At 60.3% G+C, this 21848-nt stretch carries 19 protein-coding genes; 14 read left to right on the top strand and 5 right to left on the bottom strand.

The genetic code is table 11. The annotated features are described in order from the left end of the window. Positions 1-118: 118 nt before the first annotated feature. The 6 genes from ACTJJW_RS06030 (at position 119) to ACTJJW_RS06005 (ending at position 7525) form a co-directional block, all read left to right on the top strand. A complete protein-coding gene (locus ACTJJW_RS06030; protein ID WP_462643235.1) occupies positions 119-1633 on the top strand; it encodes an ABC transporter ATP-binding protein in 1515 nt (504 codons plus the stop codon). Further along, complete coding sequence (locus ACTJJW_RS06025; RefSeq protein WP_462643234.1) at positions 1630-2901, top strand: ABC transporter permease; 1272 nt, start codon at positions 1630-1632, stop codon at positions 2899-2901. The genes ACTJJW_RS06030 and ACTJJW_RS06025 overlap by 4 nt, the downstream gene beginning before the upstream one ends. Further along, on the top strand, positions 2901-4181 hold the full coding sequence (locus tag ACTJJW_RS06020) for an ABC transporter permease (RefSeq protein WP_462643233.1): 1281 nt from the start codon (positions 2901-2903) through the stop codon (positions 4179-4181). The genes ACTJJW_RS06025 and ACTJJW_RS06020 overlap by 1 nt, the downstream gene beginning before the upstream one ends. 4 nt (positions 4182-4185) lie before the next feature. Next, positions 4186-4602 carry a cytidine deaminase gene (locus ACTJJW_RS06015; protein ID WP_462643232.1) on the top strand — a complete coding sequence of 139 codons (417 nt, stop codon included), beginning with the start codon at positions 4186-4188 and terminating at the stop codon, positions 4600-4602. Further along, on the top strand, positions 4595-5911 hold the full coding sequence (locus ACTJJW_RS06010) for a thymidine phosphorylase (protein WP_462643231.1): 1317 nt from the start codon (positions 4595-4597) through the stop codon (positions 5909-5911). The genes ACTJJW_RS06015 and ACTJJW_RS06010 overlap by 8 nt, the downstream gene beginning before the upstream one ends. A gap of 78 nt (positions 5912-5989) precedes the next feature. Continuing rightward, positions 5990-7525: an MFS transporter gene (locus ACTJJW_RS06005; RefSeq protein WP_462643230.1), complete on the top strand. Its 1536-nt coding sequence runs from the start codon at positions 5990-5992 to the stop codon at positions 7523-7525. Between the two features lie 44 nt (positions 7526-7569). Here the strand turns inward: ACTJJW_RS06005 and uriH are convergent, their stop codons facing one another. Then, positions 7570-8517: a uridine-preferring nucleoside hydrolase UriH gene (gene uriH / locus ACTJJW_RS06000; RefSeq protein ID WP_462643229.1), complete on the bottom strand. Its 948-nt coding sequence runs from the start codon at positions 8515-8517 to the stop codon at positions 7570-7572. 48 nt (positions 8518-8565) lie between these two features. On the opposite strand from uriH, the gene ACTJJW_RS05995 reads away from it, so the two are divergent. Genes ACTJJW_RS05995 through ACTJJW_RS05975 form a run of 5 tightly spaced genes read left to right on the top strand, consistent with a single transcriptional unit; the run spans position 8566 to position 12315 of the window. Next, positions 8566-9744: an adenosylhomocysteinase gene (locus ACTJJW_RS05995; protein ID WP_462643228.1), complete on the top strand. Its 1179-nt coding sequence runs from the start codon at positions 8566-8568 to the stop codon at positions 9742-9744. Further along, a complete protein-coding gene (locus ACTJJW_RS05990) occupies positions 9744-10415 on the top strand; it encodes an IclR family transcriptional regulator (RefSeq protein WP_462643227.1) in 672 nt (223 codons plus the stop codon). Before ACTJJW_RS05995 ends, ACTJJW_RS05990 begins: the two co-directional genes overlap by 1 nt. A gap of 57 nt (positions 10416-10472) precedes the next feature. Continuing rightward, complete coding sequence (locus ACTJJW_RS05985) at positions 10473-11594, top strand: adenosine deaminase (protein WP_462643226.1); 1122 nt, start codon at positions 10473-10475, stop codon at positions 11592-11594. A gap of 2 nt (positions 11595-11596) precedes the next feature. Then, positions 11597-12046 (top strand): PTS sugar transporter subunit IIA, encoded by a 450-nt coding sequence (locus ACTJJW_RS05980; RefSeq protein ID WP_462643225.1) that lies wholly within the window; start codon positions 11597-11599, stop codon positions 12044-12046. Further along, entirely contained in the window at positions 12043-12315 is a 273-nt protein-coding gene (locus ACTJJW_RS05975; RefSeq protein ID WP_462643224.1) for a PTS sugar transporter subunit IIB, read from the top strand. Before ACTJJW_RS05980 ends, ACTJJW_RS05975 begins: the two co-directional genes overlap by 4 nt. Before the next feature lie 93 nt (positions 12316-12408). Here ACTJJW_RS05975 and ACTJJW_RS05970 read toward each other — a convergent pair whose 3' ends face one another. Next, on the bottom strand, positions 12409-14091 hold the full coding sequence (locus ACTJJW_RS05970) for a phospho-sugar mutase (protein ID WP_462643223.1): 1683 nt from the start codon (positions 14089-14091) through the stop codon (positions 12409-12411). Next, entirely contained in the window at positions 14088-14924 is an 837-nt protein-coding gene (locus ACTJJW_RS05965; protein WP_462643222.1) for a purine-nucleoside phosphorylase, read from the bottom strand. Before ACTJJW_RS05965 ends, ACTJJW_RS05970 begins: the two co-directional genes overlap by 4 nt. Before the next feature lie 119 nt (positions 14925-15043). On the opposite strand from ACTJJW_RS05965, the gene ACTJJW_RS05960 reads away from it, so the two are divergent. After that, positions 15044-16480 carry an NAD(P)H-quinone dehydrogenase gene (locus ACTJJW_RS05960; protein ID WP_462643221.1) on the top strand — a complete coding sequence of 479 codons (1437 nt, stop codon included), beginning with the start codon at positions 15044-15046 and terminating at the stop codon, positions 16478-16480. A 59-nt stretch (positions 16481-16539) separates the two neighbouring features. On the opposite strand, the gene ACTJJW_RS05955 is transcribed toward ACTJJW_RS05960, so the two are convergent. Beyond that, positions 16540-17532 (bottom strand): sugar-binding transcriptional regulator, encoded by a 993-nt coding sequence (locus ACTJJW_RS05955; protein WP_462643220.1) that lies wholly within the window; start codon positions 17530-17532, stop codon positions 16540-16542. Positions 17533-17677: 145 nt separating this feature from the next. On the opposite strand from ACTJJW_RS05955, the gene ACTJJW_RS05950 reads away from it, so the two are divergent. Both ACTJJW_RS05950 and ACTJJW_RS05945 read left to right on the top strand, forming a co-directional pair. After that, positions 17678-19468 carry a glycerol-3-phosphate dehydrogenase/oxidase gene (locus ACTJJW_RS05950; RefSeq protein ID WP_462643219.1) on the top strand — a complete coding sequence of 597 codons (1791 nt, stop codon included), beginning with the start codon at positions 17678-17680 and terminating at the stop codon, positions 19466-19468. A gap of 135 nt (positions 19469-19603) precedes the next feature. Next, positions 19604-20644, top strand: a complete 1041-nt coding sequence (locus ACTJJW_RS05945; protein ID WP_462643218.1) for an LLM class flavin-dependent oxidoreductase — start codon at positions 19604-19606, stop codon at positions 20642-20644. Here ACTJJW_RS05945 and ACTJJW_RS05940 read toward each other — a convergent pair. After that, a complete protein-coding gene (locus ACTJJW_RS05940; RefSeq protein WP_462643217.1) occupies positions 20641-21576 on the bottom strand; it encodes a DUF4349 domain-containing protein in 936 nt (311 codons plus the stop codon). The two genes, ACTJJW_RS05945 and ACTJJW_RS05940, sit on opposite strands and share 4 nt — an antisense overlap. Positions 21577-21848 lie beyond the last annotated feature (272 nt).

Genomic DNA, 21848 nt, shown 5'->3' with positions numbered 1-21848 from the left:
AGAGAACTGAGGGGGTTGACCTGAGGGTCAGCCCCCTTCGTTTTGGACTAGTCTTCTGAGGCTATTCTTGTGAAACCCGACGACGGCGATGGCGCCGAAACAGCACTGAGGAGAGATTGTGAAACTTGAGCTGCGAGGTATTACTAAGCGCTTTGGTGACCTAATCGCGAATGATCATATTGATCTCATAATCGAAGAGGGCGAGATTCACAGCCTCCTCGGCGAGAACGGCGCGGGCAAGTCAACCTTGATGAATGTGCTCTACGGCCTGTATCAGGCGGAAGAGGGCGAGATTCTCATCGACGACGAGGTCCGTCACTTCGCGGGCCCGGGCGACGCGATGCGCTCCGGTATTGGCATGGTTCACCAACACTTCATGTTGATTCCCGTGTTTACCGTGGCTGAGAACGTGGCACTCGGCCACGAAGAGGTCTATGGCCCGGGGCTGCTTAATTTGGAAGCCGCGCGCACGCTCGTGCGAGACATCTCGGCTCGCTTTGGTTTCGACCTCGACCCCGATGCGCTCGTCGAAGATCTGCCCGTCGGTGTTCAGCAGCGTGTGGAGATCGTCAAGGCGCTCTCGCGCGAAGCAAAGGTGCTCGTTTTCGATGAGCCCACCGCTGTACTTACGCCCCAAGAGACTAACGAGTTCATGGCCATCATGCGCCAGCTCAAGTCGGAGGGCACGTCCATTGTTTTCATCACGCACAAGCTGCGTGAGGTGCGCGAAGTTGCGGACCGCATCACGGTCATCCGCCTAGGCAAGGTTGTTGGTGAGGCCGATCCCAACGCAGATAAAGAAGAACTTGCTTCGCTCATGGTCGGTCGCGCGGTTGACCTCACGATCGACAAAGCTCCCGCCAAGCTCACTGACAACGCTCTCATCATCGACAATCTGTCGATTGCAGATGAGTTCGGTCACCGTGCCGTGAGAGAACTGAGCGTCACAGTGCAAGGTGGCGAGATTCTCGCTATTGCCGGTGTGCAGGGCAACGGGCAGACCGAGCTCGCCGAGGCGTTGTTGGGGATGCAGGATCGAGCATCCGGTTCGATAACGTTGAACGGCAAAGAATTGCTCGGGCTCAACGCCCGTCAGATCCTTGATGAGGGCGTCGGCTACGTGCCGGAAGACCGCACGCTAGATGGTCTTATTGGCGGATTCAGCATCGCCGAGAACCTCATGCTCGACCGCAGCGATGGGGCTCCGTTCGTTAGGCGCGGCACACTGCAGACCACTGTTCTCAATGAGTTTGCGACCGAGAAGCTTGAGTCATTCGACATTCGGGCCCAAAGCATTCAGGAGAGTGTCTCGCAGCTGTCTGGTGGCAACCAGCAGAAGGTTGTGCTTGCGCGCGAGCTGAGCCGCAAATTGTCGTTACTGGTTGCCTCGCAGCCCACGCGAGGTCTCGATGTCGGCTCGATTGAGTTTGTTCACGAGCAGATCGTTGGCGTGCGTGATCGCGGCGTTCCCGTGATTGTCGTGTCGACAGAACTCGACGAAGTCGTATCCCTGGCTGATCGCATCGCGGTTATGTACAAGGGCCAAATTGTTGGAATCGTACCTGCGGATACCCCGCGCGAACAGCTCGGTCTCATGATGGCCGGCGAACGCATTACGGAGGAGGCAGCATGAGCGAGCCAACACCCCCAAAACCTAAAGACCAGAAGCCCGAAGAGGCGGCCTTGACAGAAAGCGCCGAAAACTCAGAGACCAATCAGGACACCGTTCGATGGACGAATGCGTTCCGCGAGATCGCCTCTGGCAGCGCGCTGCTGTCGGTGCTTGCTGTTGTTCTGGCGATTCTGATCGGTGGTGTGCTTATTGCGCTCACCGACTCTGATGTTCAGGATGCTGCCGGATACTTCTTCGCTCGCCCCGGAGACCTCTTCGCGGCTATTGGCAGCGCAGTTGGTGGCGCGTACATCGCTCTTTTCCAGGGTTCGGTCTACGACTTCCGTCGTGACGACTTCCTGTCAGCAATCAAGCCACTCACACAGACGCTTGTCTTTGCGACGCCGCTGATTGCTGCAGGACTTGGTGTCGCTATCGCGTTCCGCGTCGGGCTGTTCAACATCGGTGGCCGTGGTCAGATCATCGTCGGCGCCGCATTTGCCGGTTACGCGAGCTTCGCATGGGATCTACCCATCGTCATCCACGTTGTCGTTGCCGTCATTATGGGAATCATCGGCGGTGCGCTCTGGGGCGCGATTGCTGGTCTGCTCAAGGCTCGCACCGGCGCCCACGAGGTGATCGTGACGATCATGCTCAACTACGTCGCCTACTACCTGATTAGCTTCCTGCTGCGTACGGATCTGCTGAAGAACCCTGGTTCCAACAACCCGAAGACCCCGCCGGCAGCAGACAGCGCCGTGTTGCCTCCTCTTTTCGGCGACGCCTTCAAGCTGCACTGGGGCTTCATCGTTGTGATTGCGGGAACGGTGTTGGCCTGGTGGTTGATTGAGCGCTCGAGCCTCGGTTTCAAGTTCCGGGCTGTGGGCCTCAACCCGCACGCTGCTCGCGTAGCCGGCATCAAGGTAGAGCGTCTCTACGTCTACGTCATGCTGATCGCCGGCGGCTACGCAGGTCTTGCTGCGAGCACCGAAGTTCTCGGAACTACCACTAGCGGATTCACCTCTGGGGTGGATGCCGGTATCGGCTTCGACGCCATTACCGTTGCGCTCTTGGGTCGTTCGACCCCGTGGGGCACGTTTGCTGCTGGCATCCTGTTCGGAGCGTTCAAGGCCGGTGGATTCACCATGCAGGCCTCGCAGAGCATTCCGATCGACATCGTTCTGGTTGTTCAGTCACTCATCGTTCTGTTTATAGCAGCTCCGCCGCTCGTGCGCGCAGTATTCCGTTTGCCGCAACCCGGCGCTCGCGCAAAGAAGGTGGTCAGCTAATGACTTTCACCAAAACTTCTGACAGTAAGGGCCATTCGGGGTCCAAAATTGACCGCCGCAGTTGGAAGATGCCGGTCGCCTTCGCGATTGTGTCGCTCATTTCGGGCGTGCTGTTCATCGGCTTTGCTGAGGACGCACCGACCGGGTTCGACCTGTCGACGGGCACTGATCTTTTCCGCTTGCCAATAATTCAGCTGCCTGCACTGGCGACTGGTGTCATCGTCACGATTCTGATGGCGCTCATCGCTGTGGGATCTGCGTTCATGATTTCGCAAGACCGCAAGGTGCCGACCTGGGTCCCGGCTTTTGGCGCGCTCTTTGCTCTGACTGGTTTCCTCACCTGGGCCGCTGCTGACGAAACGTTGCGAGTTCCTGAACTCCTCGCAGGCTCACTCGTCTTGGCCGTGCCGCTTATCTTCGGTGCGCTCGGTGGCGTGATCTCTGAGCGCGCTGGTGTCGTGAACATCGCGATCGAAGCCCAGTTGCTCGCCGGTGCCTTCGTCGCGGCAGTCGTGGGCACAATCACGGCATCACCATTCGCCGGACTGTTTGCTGCCGCCGTAGCCGGAATGCTCGTGTCGTTCTTGCTGTCTGTGTTTTCAATCAAGTACCTCGTGAACCAGATCATCGTTGGTGTTGTTATAAACGTGTTGGTGTCGGGGCTCACCGGGTTCCTCTACTCACAGTGGCTCGTCGAGAGCCCTGAGCGGCTGAACAACCCTGAGGGCTTCTCGGCGGTGTCGATTCCGATCTTGAGCGGCATCCCGATCATCGGACCGGTGTTCTTCAAGCAGACCGTCATCGTCTACCTGCTCTACGTGATTGTGGCCGCTGTTGCGTTCGCGCTGTACCGCACCCGCTGGGGGCTCCGCCTGCGTGCCGTAGGCGAGCACCCCAAGGCTGCAGACACCGTCGGCATCAACGTGAAGCTCACGCGTTTCTGGAACGTCGCTCTTGCCGGTGCGATCGCCGGACTCGGTGGAGCATTCATCACGCTGAGCCAGACGGGGCAGTTCGGTAAAGACGTCACCGCTGGTGCCGGCTTTATCGCTCTCGCCGCCGTGATATTCGGCCGCTGGGATCCCATCAAGGCAACGCTTGCGGCCCTCCTGTTCGGGTTCGCCAGCAACCTGCAGAACGCGTTGAGCGTTGTTGGTTCACCGGTGCCGAGTGAGTTCATGCTCATGCTGCCCTACGTCGTAACGATCATCGCTGTCGCCGGGCTGGTGGGGAAGTCCAGGCCTCCAGCAGCATCCGGAACACCATATATAAAGGGGTAATACTATGACGATCGAGCCGCAATCAATCGACTGGGATGCGCTGAGGCTCGTCGCCACGGATGCCCTCGGGCACGCCTATGTTCCCTACTCGAAGTTCCCGGTCGGCGCCGCCGCAATTGTCGACGACGGCCGGGTGCTTTCGGGAGCGAACGTAGAGAATGCCTCGTACGGCCTCACGCTGTGTGCCGAGTGCGCTCTAGTGTCAACGCTGCACATGACCGGTGGTGGCAAACTCGTTGCCTTCACGTGCGTCGATGGCAAGGGCAACGCGCTCATGCCGTGTGGCCGCTGCCGCCAGCTGCTGTTCGAGCACTCAGCCGATGGCATGCTGCTCGAAACGGTGTCTGGCATCAGAACTATTGACGAAGTGATTCCCGACGCATTCGGGCCACGCACCCTTGAGGAGTACCGCAGTGAATAACAGCGCAGCAGCAACGGGCATCGAACGTTTCGACGCCGTAGACCTCATCCACACCAAGCGTGACAAGGGTGTGCTCAGCACAGACCAGATCAACTGGCTCGTGGATGCTTACACTCGCGGCTATGTTGGTGACGAGCAGATGGCTGCCATGACGATGGCCATCTTCATCAATGGCATGGAGCGCGAAGAGATTCGCGACCTGACCTTGGCAATGATCGCCAGCGGTGAGACTCTGAGCTTTGAGGGACTCGGCAAGGAAACGACCGACAAGCACTCCACGGGAGGCGTCGGAGACAAGATCACTCTTCCGCTTGCACCGCTCGTTGCCTCGTTCGGTGTTGCTGTGCCGCAGCTTTCTGGCCGTGGTCTGGGTCACACCGGTGGAACGCTCGACAAGCTCGAAAGCATCCCCGGTTGGCGTGCCGACCTCACTAACGAAGAATTCTACGCGCAGCTGCGCGGTGTCGGCGGCGTCATTTGTGCTGCAGGCTCTGGCTTAGCTCCGGCAGACAAGAAGCTCTATGCCCTGCGTGACATCACCGGAACTGTCGAAGCTATCCCGCTGATCGCCTCGTCGATCATGAGCAAGAAAATCGCTGAAGGCACCTCTGCTCTCGTACTCGATGTGAAGTTCGGTTCTGGCGCGTTCATGAAGAGCCCCGAGCGCAGTCGTGAGCTCGCCGAGACCATGGTCCGCCTCGGTAAAGATGCGGGCGTCAAGACTGTCGCACTGCTGACCAACATGAACGTTCCGCTGGGTCTCACCATCGGAAACGCCAACGAGGTGCGCGAATCGGTCGAGATTCTCGCCGGAGGCGGACCCGCTGACGTGCGCGCGCTGACGGTCGCTCTTGCACGCGAAATGCTCGCCCAGGTTGGCCAGCCAGATGCCGATGTTGAGGCTGCTCTCGACAACGGTCAGGCGATGGATGCCTGGCGCGGCATGATTCAGGCTCAGGGCGGAAACCCGGATGCCGAACTGCCGCAGCCCAAGGAAAGCCACGTTGTCACGGCAGACCGCGATGGTGTTCTCGTCGAACAAGAAGCTCTGCCGTTTGGGGTTGCGGCATGGCGTCTGGGTGCTGGTCGTGCTCGCAAACAGGATCCCGTTCAGCACGCGGCAGGCATCGACCTGCACGCCAAGCCTGGGGACACGGTTCGCAAGGGAGAGCCCCTCTTCACGATGCACGCCGACGAGCCGGCACGTTTTGAACGTGCACTTGAGTCGCTTAAGGGCGCCTATCGCATCGGGGATGAGGGCGACACCGTGAACGATGGTGGCCCGCTGATTGCTGGGCGCATCGACTAGATCTGACGGCGCTGAGGCTGAACCCGACAGGGCCATAGCTGAACCGAGGGGGTCATTCGCTGACGTACAGTTGACCAAATGACGACAGCGGATGAGACCGCCGCCAGTGCCGATACGGCACGGAGCGACGCAAGAACCTCACAGACTTCCCCCGGTGACACGGAGATTGACCACGCGACAAAATGGCGTGCTTTTTGGGTGTGCGTTGTGGTCGCAGCGATCACGATTCTCGACCTCTCGAAGATCAACGTTGCACTGCCGTCTATTGAGGATGCGCTCGGCGCAAGCTCAACGCAGCTGCAACTCATCGTCTCCGGGTATGTTCTGACCTTCGGGCTGGTCTTGGTTCCTGCGGGCAGACTCGGCGACCAACGTTCTCGCAAAGCTCTCTTTTTGGTCGGTCTGACCCTCTTCACGCTCGCGAGCATCGCGTGTGCTCTTGCGCCGAATGCAGAAATGCTGTTGGTGTTTCGTCTGTTGCAGGGCGTGGCCGCTGGCATCCAGATGCCTCAGGTCATTGGCTTGATTCAGCAGCTCTTCCGTGGCCCTGAGCGCGGCCGGGCCTTTGGTTTGTTCGGGGCGATGATTGGTATCGCTACCGCATTCGGACCAACGCTTGGCGGGCTCATGATCGCCGTCGGTGGCGCTGAAGACGGGTGGCGCTATATCTTCTGGATGAACGTTCCCCTCGGCATCATCGCCCTAATTTTGGCGTGGCGCATTTTGCCGGCAACATCCAAGTCGTCCTATGCGCGCCTAGATCTCGACCCGGTCGGCATCGCAATTTTTGGTGTCACCGTGCTCGCGCTTATGTGGCCGTTCCTCTTCACCACCGGCGCGCCAACGGATGACCCCAACCGCTGGTGGTTGCTGGTGCTTTTTGTGCTCGCTGCCGCCGCTTTCGTTTCCTGGGAGCGCCGCTACGCCGCAGGTGGTCGCGCGCCGCTGGTGCCGCTGAAACTCTTCCGTATCAGCTCATTCCGCAATGGAACAATGCTCGCTACCGCCTACTTTGCGGCGATGCCAGCCATGTTCCTAATGACTACCCTCTACCTTCAGCTCGGGCTAGGGCTCGAACCGGTTTTCGCCGGAATGGTGACAATTGGCTTCGCGCTGACGAGCGCGCTCGGCTCGTGGCGTGGAGGAATCTTGGTTGAACACTACGGGCGTTCGCTCGTGGTCGTAGGCCTCGCGATTCTGTTGCTTGGACTTGGCGTGCTCATGGCCGCAGCGCTCCTCACGCCGCCCGAGATCACTCCGTTCGTCATGGCTGCAGCGTTGCTGATCGGCGGCACCGGCGGAGGGCTCGTTATCTCGCCCAACCAGACGCTCACGTTGCACGACATCCCGCCGATGGAGGGCGGTCTGGCCGGCTCAGTCGGTCAGCTCGGCCAACGGATTGGCACAGCGATCGGAACCGCTGTAGCTCTCTCGCTGTTCTACTCCGCCCTGTACAACGAGCGAAACAGTAGCGAAAGCAACATCGATCTCTACCACCACGCGTACGGCACCGGAATGCTCGCGACAACCCTATTCTTCTCGATCGCTATGCTGATCGGCGTCGTCGATCTGGGGGCGCGAAAGCGTCGCGCCCGCCAGCTCGCCAGCGCTTAGCCCGTGCGACCGAACCTGCGGCCCACGAGCTGCGGATCGCGCGCTTAGAGCTGCGGATCTCCGATGCGCTCAAGCGCGTCGACGACCATTCCCCAAAACTTGGGGTGGTCGAGGTTTCGAGCAACTTGAGTTGTGCAGTCGACGGGAGCCGGTGCGCGAAAATCAGCCACCGTCATGCCGAGGGTGATCGTTCCGGTGAGTTCGACATCCAACGGCACCTTGATGACCTGCATGACGGTCGGGTCGATGACGAATGCCACGGCGCACGGATCGTGCACTGGCGGATGATCGAAGCCCTGAGCGTCACGGTAGGTCTCGCCGAAGAACTCGAGCAGCTCGCCGACGAAGCGGGCAGGACCGGTGCCGACGGCCGCGATGGATGCGGCAACTTCGTCGGTAGCCAGCGCCTCATGGGTGAGGTCGAGGCCCACCATCGTGAGCGGCCAGCACTCGTTGAAGACAATGTGGGCAGCTTCGGGGTCGATCACGATGTTGAACTCGCTTGTCGCGCTCCAGTTGCCGACGTTGACGCCGCCGCCCATGAGCACAACCTGCTTGACCCGTTCGGCGATGCAGGGTTCTTTGCGCACAGCGAGGGCGATGTTCGTGAGGGCGCCCGTGGGAACGAGGGTTACCGTGCCGGGGTCGTGCGCCATGACGGTGTCGATGATGAAGTCGACGGCATGCCGGGCATCCAACTCGATAGTGGGTTCGGGCAGCGCTGGTCCGTCGAGACCGGATTCGCCGTGAATGGATTCGGCAACTTCGATTTGGCGCACGAGCGGACGATGTGCGCCGCGGGCGAAGGGAACATCGGTGATGCCGGCGACGCGGGCTATCGCCAGAGCATTGCGAGTGACTTTCTCGATGGTTTGGTTGCCCATCACGGTAGTGACACCGAGTAGTTCGATATCGGGATTGCCGTGTGCGAGCAGCAGGGCAATTGCATCATCGTGCCCGGGGTCGCAGTCGAGGATAATTTTCTCAGCCATGATCGCAAGCATATATGAAAATGATATTCATATATATAGAGTGGCATCATGACCAGTGAACTTGTTGACCGTGCCGCTGCCCGCATGATGTGGGTTCGCTCCCGCATGACGTTGCTTGCCGCCGTACGCGCGCAGTTCGCCGCAAGCCAGCCATTCGCGGGCCATCGAATTGGCATGTCTCTGCACCTTGACCCGAAGACCGCAGTGTTGCTCGAAACTCTTGCTGCCGGGGGAGCAGAGATCGTTGCCACCGGTAACCATGGATCGACTCAAGACGACATCGTTGCGTTCCTGCGCGAGCAGGGGATGACAATCTTCGGCACCCGCGGTGACACATTGGAGCAGCACCACGCAAACGTGTTGAGCGTCGTAGATGCTGAGCCAGACATCCTGCTCGACAACGGAGCCGACCTCGTTGCCGGGGTCGCAGAGTCGGGCCACACAGCTCGCATCGTCGGCGGAACCGAAGAAACTACCTCGGGAGGTTACCGACTGCGGGCAGAATTGGCTGATCACGTACCTTTTCCGGTGATCGTTATCAACGACAGCCCGCTCAAGGCGATCGGTGAGAACAAGCACGCGGTCGGTCAGTCTGTCGTCGAAAGCTTCATGCGCATCACCAACCTCATGGTGCCGGGGCGGAGGTTCGTGGTTGCTGGCTATGGCTGGTGTGGTCGTGGAGTTGCCCACTACCTCCGTGCGCTCGGCGGCAAAGTTGCCGTAGTCGAGGTTGACGAAATCAAAGCTTTCGAAGCCGCGCTCGACGGCTACCGCGTGGCAAACATGCTCGACCTCGCCGAGTGGGGCGAAGTCTTCATCACGGCTACCGGGCATCCGCAGATCTTGGGAACCGAATTCTTCGAGGTGGTAGCCGACGGTGCCATGCTCGTCAATTGCGGCCATTTTCCGTGGGAAATCGATGTGATTGCGCTGCGCGATCTCGCGGTCGACAGCGCGGTGATCGACACTGCTATCGAGCGTATCGATCTTCCCGGTAACCGCCATGTCACGCTCATCGCCGACGGACGAATGATGAACCTCGCCGGCCGCGAACCTAAAGGCAATTCGATCGAGTCGATGGACCTCGGCTTCTTGCTCCAAGCGCTGTCGCTCGAACGCATTGCGATGGTGGCAGATACGCTCGAGCCGGGCGCGCAACCGGTTCCCGACACCATCAACCGCGAAATTGCCCGGCGAATGCTCGTCGCAATGAAGGCAGATCGATAGTGACGACAACCCCTGAGTATGCGGCCCCAGCCCTCGACAAAGGACTCGACATTCTCGAGTTGCTCGCCGGGACCTCTGGTGCTCTAAGCCAGTCCGAGATTGCGGATGCCACGGGCCGCAGCACCGGACAGATTTTCCGAATGTTGTCGACGCTCGAGAGGCGCGGCTACGTGTTCCGCGACAAGCAATCGGGATTGTATGTGCTGGCGATGAAGTTGTTCGAGCTCGCACACCAGCATCCGCCGTTGCGGGGGCTCGTCAGTGTTGCGTTGCCGATCATGCAAGAACTTGCGAATCAGGCGCGGCAGTCGTGCAACCTAGCCGTGCTCGATGGCGCTGAGGTGCGCGTGATCGCCCAAGTGGAATCACCGGCAGACTTCGGTTTTCGCGTGCGCGTCGGTGCCGCTTTTGATATCGCCACCACGGCGACGGGGGCAGTGCTCATCGCAGACAGTGCTGAATCGCTCGTGCGCGCAGACACGCTTCAACCGGGCATCACTGATGTGGTCGCGCCCGTGCGCAGTTCTTTCGGCACGGTGGCCGCACTGACAGTGCCCTACGTCGCAACCACATTCAGCGAAGTGGATGCGGAACAAGTTCTGCAGCTCGCCGATCGCGCCGCGAAAGAAATCTCTGATGTGCTTCAGGGAGAAGCATTTACCGGATCTTAACGTCATCCAGCAAAGCCACAGGGGGCTTTCAGAGATTGGCACGGTAGATTTGAAGACATGAACGCCGCTGTTGAGAACTTTCTGATGCCCGGAGGCCGCGCAAGCATTACCGCGCTACCTAAAGTCTCCCTGCACGATCACCTCGATGGCGGATTACGACCCCAAACAATCGTGGAACTCGCCGAAGCGATCGGCTACGAGCTCCCCGAGACCGAGCCGGCGAAACTCACCACCTGGTTCGCCGATCAGGCAGACTCCGGTTCGCTCGTTGACTACCTCAAGACCTTCGACGTCACCATCGCCGTCATGCAGTCGACAGAGAACCTGCAGCGCGTTGCCCGTGAATTCGTACAGGACCTTGCCGATGACGGTGTTATCTACGGTGAGATTCGCTGGGCGCCCGAGCAGCACTTGCAGCAGGGGCTTGACCTCGACCAGGTCGTGAGCGCCGTGCAGGAAGGCATCGAAGAAGGCGTTGACACGGTTCGCGCAAGCGGCCGCAGCATCCGCGTTGGTCAACTTGTGAGCTCGATGCGTCAGACCGACCGCAGCCGAGATATCGCAGAACTGGCGATTCGCCACCGCGATCGTGGCGTACTCGGGTTCGATATCGCCGGGCCGGAGGCGGGGTTCCCTGCGAGCCGTATGCGCGCTGCGTTCGATCTGCTCGCCCACAACTACGTTCCCGCCACAGTACACGCGGGCGAAGCGGACGGCCTCGACAGCATCCGCAGCGCGCTCTTTGACGGTCGTGCACTGCGACTGGGGCACGGCGTGCGCCTTGCCGAGGACATCACGATCGCGCGTGAAGACGACGAAAACACGTACGTCTCGCTCGGGGACCTTGCCCAGTGGGTCAAGGATCGCGAGATTGCGCTCGAGCTGAGCCCATCATCCAACTTGCAGACCGGCGCAATCGAGCAGTGGGGTGACGAGATGGTCGATCACCCCTTCGACCTGCTGTACCAACTCGGATTCCGCGTCACCGTGAACACCGATAACCGTCTTATGAGCGCAACGACTCTCAGCCGCGAACTCTTCTTGCTTACTGAAGCCTTCGGCTACGATCTCACCGATCTTGAGGTGTTCCAGATTAACGCTGCTGCGGCTGCCTTCTTGCCGCTCGAGGAGCGCGAAGACCTTTCCGAGGCCATCAGCGCCGGGTTCGAAAGAGCATAGCGATGTCGCTACCTCCCCTTCCCGAATCCGCGATCGATATTGACGCTTTTGCGGCCGATTGGCGTGCCGCCGTTGCACTGTCTGGCGCCGCTCTTGCGCGCTCCGGTTCAGCCAAGCCTGGCTACGCCGCTGAGATGATTCGGATGATCGAAGACCATGGGCCCTATGTAGTGATCGCCCCAGGGCTTGCCTTGGCGCACGCTCGACCGGGCCCGCAAGTCATCGCCGATGGGCTCTCGATTGTGACGCTCAAGGAGCCAGTTCGTTTCGGCCACGCCCACAACGACCCCGTTCGGGTTGTGCTGGGGCTTGCAATCTCTGAAGCAGGGGCGCACCTGGCAGCCGTTGCCGCAGTAGCAAACATTTTCAACGACTCTTCGGCAATCGACCAGCTTGCCGAAGCAACCTCGGCAGCAGAAGTTCAACAGATTATGGGGGTCATTCCGTCATGAAAATTGTGACCATTTGCGGTGCCGGAATCGGCAGCTCAGGAGTGCTCAAAGTCAATGCGGAACGCGCACTGCGGGCACTCGAACTCGAAGCATCGGTAGTGGCAGCCGACGTGAGCTCAGTGCGTACCGTCGCGGCCGACGCGCAAATCATTCTCACGACCCAAGAATTCGTCGAAGCAATCGGCAAGACGAACGCCGATGTAATCGTGATCGTGAACCTCTTCGATACTTCAGAGCTCAAGCAAAAACTAGAGGACGCCCTCAGGTAACCCCAGGGCGCCCTCAGCGTTCGATCGCGTGGCGTGTTTCGCGGGGTTGTGCGGCTTCGTGGTTTGCATTGCAGCGCGCGCCGCACTGCAGGCTTAGGCTAAGAGCTCCCGCATGCCTGCCTCAAGTTGAGTGGCGACGGCCTCTGCTGCAGCTTCCCGCTCGGCACCTTCGCCGGTCGTGCTTGAGGCATCCACATAGAACTTGAGCTTGGGCTCGGTGCCGCTGGGGCGCACGATGACGCGGGCACCGCCTTCGAAGTCCATGCGCAGGATGTCGCTCGGCGCGAAGCCGTCGATACCGTTCTGGAAGTCGGAGAATTCCGTGACCGTCAGGCCGCCAACCTCGGTGGGCGCGTTGGCCCGCACTTTGGTCATCATCGCGCTGATCTCGGAGACTTTGTCAAACCTCATCGACACTTGCCGTGATGCGAAGGCTCCGAAACGTGCCGTGAACTCATCGAGCCGGTCGAGAACCGTCTTGCCCTGAGTCTTCAGCTCGGCAACAAGCGACAAGAAATCTACCGAAGCGGAGATGCCGTCTTTGTCGCGGACCTTGTCAGGGTCAACGAGGTAGCCGAGGGCTTCTTCATAGCCGAACGTGAGGCCGTCGATGCGCGAGATCCACTTGAAACCCGTGAGTGTGTCCTGGTACGCCATGCCATAGTCGGCCGCGATTGCGCGCAGTGCGGGAGCCGAGACGATGGATGCCGCAAGCACCCCGACTCCGTTGGCGCGTTCTGCTGCGCGCCAGCCGAGCAAAATTCCCACTTCATTTCCGCTCAGTCGACGCCACTCGCCGTCACGCCCAGCGACAGCGACCGCGAGGCGGTCGGCGTCAGGATCGTGGGCAATAGCCAGATCGGCTCCCACTTCGCGAGCTTTGGCATAGCTGAGATCCATGGCTCCAGGCTCTTCGGGGTTGGGGAAAGCAACCGTGGGGAACGCGGCGTCGGGGTGAGCCTGTTCTTCGATGAGAACAGGAGCAGTGAGTCCGGCCGTAGCGAACACGGCCTTGCTGGTTTCCCAACCGACGCCGTGCATTGCCGTGTACGTGTAGATGACGTCGGCTACTGGCTTGCCGAGAGCGGCAGTGCGCGCAATGTATTCGTCAACAACTCCGTCATCGGTCGTGACAAAGTCGGTGGAGCGCGGCAACTCAGTGATTGAGCCCTTAGCGACAATATCGATCGCGTGGGCAATCTCGCCGTCAACGGGCGGCACAATCTGCGAGCCGTGGTTGTCGCCGCCGAGGTACACCTTGTAGCCGTTGTCATTGGCCGGGTTGTGGCTGGCGGTCACCATCACGCCGGCGCTGACGTTGAGGTGGCGCACCGCGAAAGCGAGCACCGGCGTTGGCAGCAGTCGCGGCAGCAGAATTGCCCGCACCCCGGCCCCGGCCATGATCGTGGCGGTGTCGCGGGCGAAAACCTCAGAGTTGATTCGGCCGTCGTAGCCGATCACAATGCTCGGGCTGCCTTCGTGGGTCAGCAAGTAGGCGGCAAGTCCCGCAGCCGCCTGAGTGACCAAAACCCGGTTCATGCGGTTAGGACCGGCACCCAGTTCGCCGCGCAACCCGGCAGTGCCGAACGCGAGCCGCGTATCAAAGCGGTGATGAAGACCGGCGATTGCTGTCTGGTCGCCTGTGCTGGCATCCGTAATGAGCGCTTCAAGCTCGGTGTGGGTGACAGCGTCTGGGTCTTGGTCGAGCCACGCGTTTGCGGCGGCAATCAGTGCTTCAGTGTTAACCGTTTCGGCGTTTGCTGCGTCGGTGCTCATAGTGCGCTCACAATCTGTGCGAGGAGGCCACTGATTTGCACTTCAGCGTCTTTGCCTGCCTGAATGACTTCTTCGTGGCTGAGGGGAGTGGACTGGATGCCGGCAGCAAGGTTGGTGATGAGAGACATTCCCAAGATTTCCATGCCTGCTTGGCGCGCGGCGATCGCTTCGAGGGCGGTGGACATTCCCACAATGTGGCCACCCATGGTCTTGGCCATCTGCACTTCGGCGGGGGTTTCATAGTGGGGCCCGCGGAACTGCGTGTACACGCCCTCATCAAGGCTCGGGTCGATTGATTTAGCGATCTCACGAAGACGCTTGCTGTAGAGGTCGGTGAGGTCGATGAAAGTGGCGCCCTCGAGGGGCGAGTCGGCGGTGAGGTTAAGGTGGTCGCTGATCAGCACGGGGGTGCCGGGCGTCCAGGTCTCTGTGATGCCGCCGGCACCGTTGGTGAGGATCATGGTCTTCGCACCGGTGGCGGCGGCGGTGCGCACCGAGTGAACTACCCGACGAACGCCGTGGTTCTCGTAGTAGTGGGTACGGGCGCCAATGACAAGAGCACGTTTGCCGCTCGGTAGCAGTACCGAACGGAGGGTTCCCACGTGGCCTTCGAGCGCTGGCTTGGAGAATCCGGGGATGTCGGATGCCCGAATCGTTGCGGTGGTCTCACCGATCAGGTCGGCGGCCTTTCCCCACCCGCTACCGAGGGTGAGGGCGATGTCGTGCTTCTCGACTCCTGTCGCTGCTGCGATTGCTGCAGCGGCTTCTTGCGCGACCGCGAAAGGGTCTGCATTGGGGTCGTCGAGGGGGTTTGAGGTGGGCGACTGTGACATGGCATCCACTCTAAACCGTGGGACTTGCGACATGCCTTTGCGTTCGGCGCGAATCTGAGCAGGGCACACGTGTGATGTGGCGGTTTGTCGCTGGGGCAGAAGCGCGAGAGAATTGCTGTATGGCCTATGAGTTCGAGCGCACCCAACGAATTGCAATACTCGGCGGTGGCCCTGGCGGCTATGAAGCAGCTCTCGCGGGAGCGCAATTGGGTGCGGAGGTGACGCTCGTTGAACGCGCAGGCGTTGGCGGCGCTGCCGTTCTCACCGATGTGGTTCCGTCGAAGACGCTTATCGCAACGGCCGAAGCGACAAACGCGATTCGGGATGCGGCCGATCTGGGCGTGCAGTTCTACTCCCGTGGCGACTCTGGTCGTGTGGTTCGCCCCGAGATTACGGTGAACCTGGCGGCAGTCAATGCGCGCCTCATGCGGTTGGCTCAGCAGCAGTCCGACGACATGAAGTCGCAACTCATCAAGGCTGGCGTGCGCATCATCGAGGGGGAGGGTCGTCTCGATGGGCCCCAGCGACTCGTCGTTTCCACCGGCAAGGGAAAAGCTGGCACTGACTTTGACGAGGTCGATGCCGACACCGTGATCGTTTCGGTTGGGGCACGGCCGCGCCTGCTCGACTCGGCAATGCCCGACGGCAAACGCATCCTCACCTGGACTCAGCTCTACACGCTCAAAGAAACCCCTGAGCACCTCATCGTGGTTGGTTCGGGTGTTACCGGTGCCGAGTTCGCCTCCGCCTATTCCGCGCTTGGCGCCAAAGTTACCTTGATTTCCTCGCGCGACCGCGTGCTGCCCGGTGAAGACGAAGACGCCGCCCGCGTGATTGAAGATGTTTTCAAGCGCAACGGTATGACCGTGCTTTCGAAGTCACGGGCTGAATCCGTGGAGACCACGAAAGCCGGTGTCGTTGCGACGCTGCACGATGGCACCACCGTCGAAGGCTCGCACTGCCTCATGGCCGTCGGTTCGCTCCCGAACACAGAAAACCTGGGACTCGAAGAAGCCGGCGTGCAACTGACCGATTCTGGTCACATCCGCGTCAACCGTGTCGCACGCACCTCGATGCCGTCGATCTACGCGGCCGGTGACTGTTCAGACTTCTTCCCTCTGGCATCCGTCGCCGCTATGCAGGGCCGCACTGCGGTGTTCCACGCGATGGGCGATGGCGTCACGCCTATCGAACTGCGCAACGTGGCATCCAACATCTTCACTCAGCCTCAAATAGCCACGGTCGGCTGGTCTCAAAAGCAGATTGAGGATGGACTTGCACAGGGCAACATCTACAAGCTGCCGCTCGCTTCGAACCCTCGCGCCAAGATGATGGGCATCAAAGACGGTTTCGTGAAACTGTTCGCTCGCACCGGGTCAGGCACAGTCATCGGTGGCGTCATCGTGGCTCCCAACGCCTCAGAGCTTGTCATGTCAGTCGCACTAGCGGTGGAGCACCGACTCACCGTCGACCAGCTCGCTCGCGCATTCTCCGTTTACCCGTCACTGACGGGCAGCATTACGGATGCCGCACGCGCCATGCACATTGTGAACTAGCAGTCGGTTCGAATCGCTAGCTGCTAGCTGCTGCGCACGAGCGGTTCGCTGTGGTCTACCTAGAGCGCGATCTCCTCGGCTGAGGCAGCGCCATCCTTGAGTTGCATCACGTGCTCAACAAGCTTTGTCGCGGTCTGCTCGTCGATCACGAGGTCAGTAATGACCCCCGCGCGCAGTGCGGCTAACAGGGGCACAACCTTGTTATCGCCAGCGACTCCACAGATTCGTCGGGGGATCGCCCTCAGTTCTGCCGGGGTCGGCCCGGTTGCACGTGCGTTCATTGTGAGGTCTTCGTAGGTGCCGTCTTCACGCAAGAAAATCGTGCACACGTCGCCGACGATTCCCTCTTTGTCGAGTGTCTGGATGTCGCCGGCTTCGAGATAACCGGCTGAGTAGACGTGGCTGGGCACTTCACCCGCGATCGCACCGATTGAGAACAGGGCGATGTCGGCTCGGCGCTGGTATTCGAGCACGCGCACAATGGACCGTTCTGACCACATTGCGTTGCGAGTTTCGGCGAAATCGAAGAAGGCGGGAACGGGGAAAAGGTGCACCTGGGCATCAAAAGCATCGCCGAAGCTGGCGATCAGATTGCCTGCATATTCCACGCCCGAGGTGCGTACATTGGCCGCTCCGTTGAGTTGCACAATTGCACTTCCACGTGTGGGTTTTTTGCCCAAGTACCGAGAGATTGCAGCCAACGTTGTGCCCCAGGCGACACCCATGATCATGTCGGAATCGAACCATCCCGTGACAATACGTGCGGTTGCTCGTGCGACCTGATCGAGCCGCTCTGCCTCGTCGGCAAGGTCGACAACGGGCACAACATGAGTCTCAATTCCGAAGCCGTTCTTGATCCTCTTCGCTAGGCCAGGACCGCGCGTTGGAGTGGGCCGCAATGAGATTTCGACCAGCCCGCTATCGCGGGCGTCGCGCAGCAATCGAGAGACGCTCGAACGTGACATGTGCAGGTGCTTGGCGATGGCATCCATCTTGATGTCTTGCAGGTAGTACATCGATGATGCGGCGAGCATTGCCTCTTCGCGTTCCATGTTATCCGTTCTTGCACGTTCGTGCAGATCTACTGCTCAGTTGGTCATGCGGTCCACCTAGCGTAATACGCTGCTGAGCAGTGGATCGGTTCAGAAGGTTCACAGCCGCATCCTCGGACCACTAGGAGAGAGAAACGCAGTGTTAGTGACTGACCAGAACCTCACACGAGAAGCCCGCGAGAGCGCCATCCAGCGCCTTGTTGACAGCGCAAAGCTAGGCCGTGAACTCGATGTGCTTGTGATCGGCGGCGGGATCACCGGCGCAGGAATCGCACTTGATGCTGCCACCCGCACACTCGACACTGTTGTAGTTGAAGCCCAAGACTGGGCTGCAGGTTCCTCGAGCCGCTCAAGCAAACTGATCCACGGCGGACTGCGCTACCTGCAGATGTTGGACTTCAAGCTCGTGCATGAGGCGCTCACCGAGCGTGAATTGCTCCTGAACACTGTTGCGCCGCACCTCGTGCGCCCGCTTCCCTTCCTCTACCCGCTGCGTCACCACGTGTGGGAGCGCGCCTTCGTTGGCGCAGGAATTGCGCTCTACGATTTCCTGGCAACGGTGACTACGAAGAGCGCAAAGGGCAAGCGCAGCGTGCCGTGGCACCGCCACATGTCGCGCAAGCAGCTCGCCGCTCGCTTCCCCGGTCTTGCCCACGATGCCGCCGTCGGCGCAATCGAATACTGGGACGCCAACGTTGACGATGCACGCTATGTCGTAAGCGTTGTTCGTACCGCTCACGCTCATGGAGCACATGCCGCTAGCCGCACGCAGGTTGTCGAGATCACAAAAGATGAGAACGGTGTCGTCAATGGCGCGGTACTCGTCGACCTCGAAACGGGCACGACGTTCCCGGTGCGAGCCAAAGCAGTGATCAACTCCACCGGCGTCTGGACCGGCGAGACTCAGGCGCTCGCATACGAAAGTGGCGGGCTGAAGGTTCTCGCATCCAAGGGCATCCACATTGTTGTTCCGCGTGAGCGCATCAAGGGTGAAGCCGGACTCATCCTGCAGACCTCCAAGAGCGTGCTGTTTGTTATCCCGTGGTCGCGCTACTGGGTTATCGGCACCACCGATACTCCGTGGAAAGAGAACCTACTCAACCCCACAGCGACGGCGGATGACATTGACTACGTCATCGCTGAAGCAAACGCCGTGCTTGCTAACCCCATCGATCGCTCCGATGTCATCGGCACCTGGGCTGGACTTCGCCCGCTGCTGCAGCCGGGCACAATGGAGGGCACCAACTCCGCGAAGGTATCGCGCGAGCACACTGTCGCTTCGCCGATCCCCGGGCTGACCGTGATCGCCGGCGGCAAGTTCACGACCTACCGCGTGATGGCCAAGGATGCCGTCGACTTTGCCCTCGGCAAGGAGGCAGCTAAGGCGAATCCGTCGACCACGGCATCCGTCGCGCTGCTCGGCGCCGAGGGTCTCGACGAGGCACGCGACAACACGCGGGCTCTGAGCCAGCGCTTCGGTTGGAGCGAGCAGATGATCGATCACCTGCTGCACCGCTATGGCGCCAAGATCTCAGAGATCGCAGCAATCTCCGACGCTGACCCGACACTGTCGCAGCCACTCGAGCACGCATCCGCCTACCTCCGTGCCGAGATCGCCTATGCGATTACGCATGAGGGAGCCCTGCACTTGGAAGACCTCATGGTTCGCCGTACCCGCATGAACTACGAGTACCTCAATGAGGGCATGGCCGCAGTGCCCGAGGTTGCCGAAATCGCTGCAGCTTTGCTCGGGTGGAACGAGCAGACTACAGCGCACGAAGTTGCGGTGTACCACCAGATGGCGGATGTCGTAGCGGCAGCGTCGCTCACGCACGATGACGAAAGCGCGTCTGACGTTCGCGAGGCGGCACCCCAAATTGTGCCGCTCGCCACCGCTGCGCATATCGCAGAGCGCAAGCTCTCCTCCGAGGGCTAGCCTGCCACCGCTGCATAATCGTGCGGGCGGGCCGTCCGCCATATGGCGGTTGCGGTTGCCGATCGCGAGGAATAGCGGATGCACGGTTACGGTTTTGGCTAGGGACGCGCACGGCGTCACAGCGAAAGGGAGCTCGTGAATCAGCAGGTTCAGTTTGGACTCGGCACATTTGGCGATGTCACGGTAGACGAGAGTGGCACGCCGCTGAGTCAGGCAGAGGTCATCCGCAATGTTGTTGCTGAGGGTGTTCTGGCCGACAAGCTGGGCATCGACTTCTTCGGTGTCGGAGAGCATCACCGCGATGACTTCGCTATCACCGCACCCGAGACGGTTCTCGGAGCGCTTGCGATAGCGACCACAAACATCAAGCTGGGTTCAGCCGTCACTGTACTGAGCTCAGACGACCCAGTGCGCGTCTACGAACGATTCGCCACCGTCGACGCACTCTCGAATGGCCGTGCGGAAATCATTCTCGGCCGCGGCTCGTTCACCGAATCGTTCCCGCTGTTTGGCTACGACCTGGGCGACTACGAGACATTGTTCTCTGAGAAGCTCGACCTCTTCTCCGAACTCATTAAGGAGGAGCCGGTCACCTGGAACGGCACCCTTCGTGCGAGCTTGACCGAGCAAGAGGTGTTTCCGCGCACCGAATCGGGAAAACTCAACACCTGGATTGGTGTTGGTGGAAGCCCCGAATCTGTGGTGCGCGCTGCTCGCTACGGGATGCCGTTAGTGCTTGCCATCATCGGTGGCCAGCCCGAACGCTTTGCTCCCTATGCCGAACTCTTCCATCGCGCGCTCGCCGAACTCGGTCAGCCCGACTTGCCAATCGCTGTGCACTCGCCCGGCTACATCACCGACTCGGACGTCGTCGTCGTTGAGGAACTCTGGCCGCACTACCGGGTAATGCGTGACCGTATCGGTCGCGAGCGTGGGTGGCCGGCATCCACTGAGGAAGAATTTGTGGGTGAAGTGCAGCACGGTTCTATGTACGCCGGATCGCCGGAAACCGTAGCCCAGAAGATAGCTAAGACCATTTCTGCACTCGGCATCCAGCGATTCGACATGAAGTACAGCGCGGGCACCCTGCCTCATGAGCGGATGATGCGCAGTATTGAGTTGTACGGAACCCAGGTAATCCCGCGGGTGCGGGAGTTGCTGGCCGAAGGCGTCTAGTCGATGCTCTCGATGCTCGACGCGTTGGTGCTCGATACGTCCGTGGCGGGTGACGACGTTGCAGCGGCATTGCGACGCGAGCGGCGCTTCGAGCGCACGATCAGCACGATGATACCGGCGATGATTGCGCCAAAGACCAGCCACGGCGTGAGCACTCCGAGCGCGACGAGTAGGCCAGCGAAGAATGCGACAAAACTGTTCCAACCGGTAACGATGCCAGCGAAGAAGTCGTCAGGCTCGATGCTGGGGGCATCGGCCACCGAAACGAGACTCAAGGTGAGCGTCGACATTGCAACCTGATCATCGAAGTAGCGTTTTTGCGACTTCAGGCTTTCGAGTTCGCCTTGGCGACCCGAGATTGCGGTCTCCAGCTGAATGAGCGTTTCGGTGTTTTCGGCCTTGGTGAGCAATGCCAACAGGCGATCAACTGAGGCATCGAGCGCGGTGATTCGGGCTTCAAGATCACGAGATTCCATGGTCACGTCATTCGAATTGGTCGAGACTTCTTGCAGCGTGCCGAGTTCCTTGAACTTGTCGAGGGTTACGGTCAGTTCGGATGCGGGGATGCGCAGCGTTAGCGTCGCACTGCCGCGATCACCGTCACGCGGCGCGTATTCGCTTCGACCGTCTACGCGGCCGCCGACCGACTCGGTAATGCGAATCGCGTCAGTGCTCGCCTCATCTGGGCTCTTCACCGTCACCGTCATGTAGCCGGTAGTGATGACGTCGCGACTGGGATCGGCAATAGTTGCGTCGTACGCGATTCCGCCTTCTGCCAAACTTTCGGCCGTGCCGACTCGTCCGTCCGTTGACCCCTCGACTAGATACTCTTGCGTGTCGCCTGGAGCTATCTCGCTGACCCCCGCCGAGCATCCGGAGAGAGTCAGGGCTGATAGGGCAAGTGCTGTGGTGATGAATAGTGTGCGCCTCATGGTTTCACCGTAGAACCGCAAGACCCACAAAAACTACCCAACGTTTTCGACTTTTCGGTCGTCACGGGGAAAGCGCGACGGCACGCGAGCTTGACGTCTTCTGGGAGAAAGCTTGGCCTTGTATGGGAACTAGGACTGACGTCTGTGGGTCACGTCCCTGGGAGTGGTGTAATTTCCGGCTGCTGAGCGTCGCTACGGCGACGTGAGGAGCCACCGTGTGATGGTCAGTGAGAACCGACTAAAGCTACTCACACGAAGGACACCACACGATG

This window comes from Rhodoglobus galactosidasius (assembly GCF_054957775.1).
This window is presented reverse-complemented; position numbering and strand designations above follow the sequence as displayed.

Bases quoted from the DNA above. Each gene is read 5' to 3' on its own strand.
- ACTJJW_RS06025 (WP_462643234.1), top strand. From the start codon at position 1,630: ATGAGCGAGCCAACACCCCCAAAACCTAAAGACCAGAAGCCCGAAGAG.
- ACTJJW_RS06020 (WP_462643233.1), top strand. From the start codon at position 2,901: ATGACTTTCACCAAAACTTCTGACAGTAAGGGCCATTCGGGGTCCAAA.
- ACTJJW_RS06015 (WP_462643232.1), top strand. From the start codon at position 4,186: ATGACGATCGAGCCGCAATCAATCGACTGGGATGCGCTGAGGCTCGTC.
- ACTJJW_RS06005 (WP_462643230.1), top strand. From the start codon at position 5,990: ATGACGACAGCGGATGAGACCGCCGCCAGTGCCGATACGGCACGGAGC.
- uriH (WP_462643229.1), bottom strand. From the start codon at position 8,517: ATGGCTGAGAAAATTATCCTCGACTGCGACCCCGGGCACGATGATGCA.
- ACTJJW_RS05995 (WP_462643228.1), top strand. From the start codon at position 8,566: ATGACCAGTGAACTTGTTGACCGTGCCGCTGCCCGCATGATGTGGGTT.
- ACTJJW_RS05985 (WP_462643226.1), top strand. From the start codon at position 10,473: ATGAACGCCGCTGTTGAGAACTTTCTGATGCCCGGAGGCCGCGCAAGC.
- ACTJJW_RS05980 (WP_462643225.1), top strand. From the start codon at position 11,597: ATGTCGCTACCTCCCCTTCCCGAATCCGCGATCGATATTGACGCTTTT.
- ACTJJW_RS05975 (WP_462643224.1), top strand. From the start codon at position 12,043: ATGAAAATTGTGACCATTTGCGGTGCCGGAATCGGCAGCTCAGGAGTG.
- ACTJJW_RS05970 (WP_462643223.1), bottom strand. From the start codon at position 14,091: ATGAGCACCGACGCAGCAAACGCCGAAACGGTTAACACTGAAGCACTG.
- ACTJJW_RS05965 (WP_462643222.1), bottom strand. From the start codon at position 14,924: ATGTCACAGTCGCCCACCTCAAACCCCCTCGACGACCCCAATGCAGAC.
- ACTJJW_RS05960 (WP_462643221.1), top strand. From the start codon at position 15,044: ATGGCCTATGAGTTCGAGCGCACCCAACGAATTGCAATACTCGGCGGT.
- ACTJJW_RS05955 (WP_462643220.1), bottom strand. From the start codon at position 17,532: ATGGAACGCGAAGAGGCAATGCTCGCCGCATCATCGATGTACTACCTG.
- ACTJJW_RS05940 (WP_462643217.1), bottom strand. From the start codon at position 21,576: ATGAGGCGCACACTATTCATCACCACAGCACTTGCCCTATCAGCCCTG.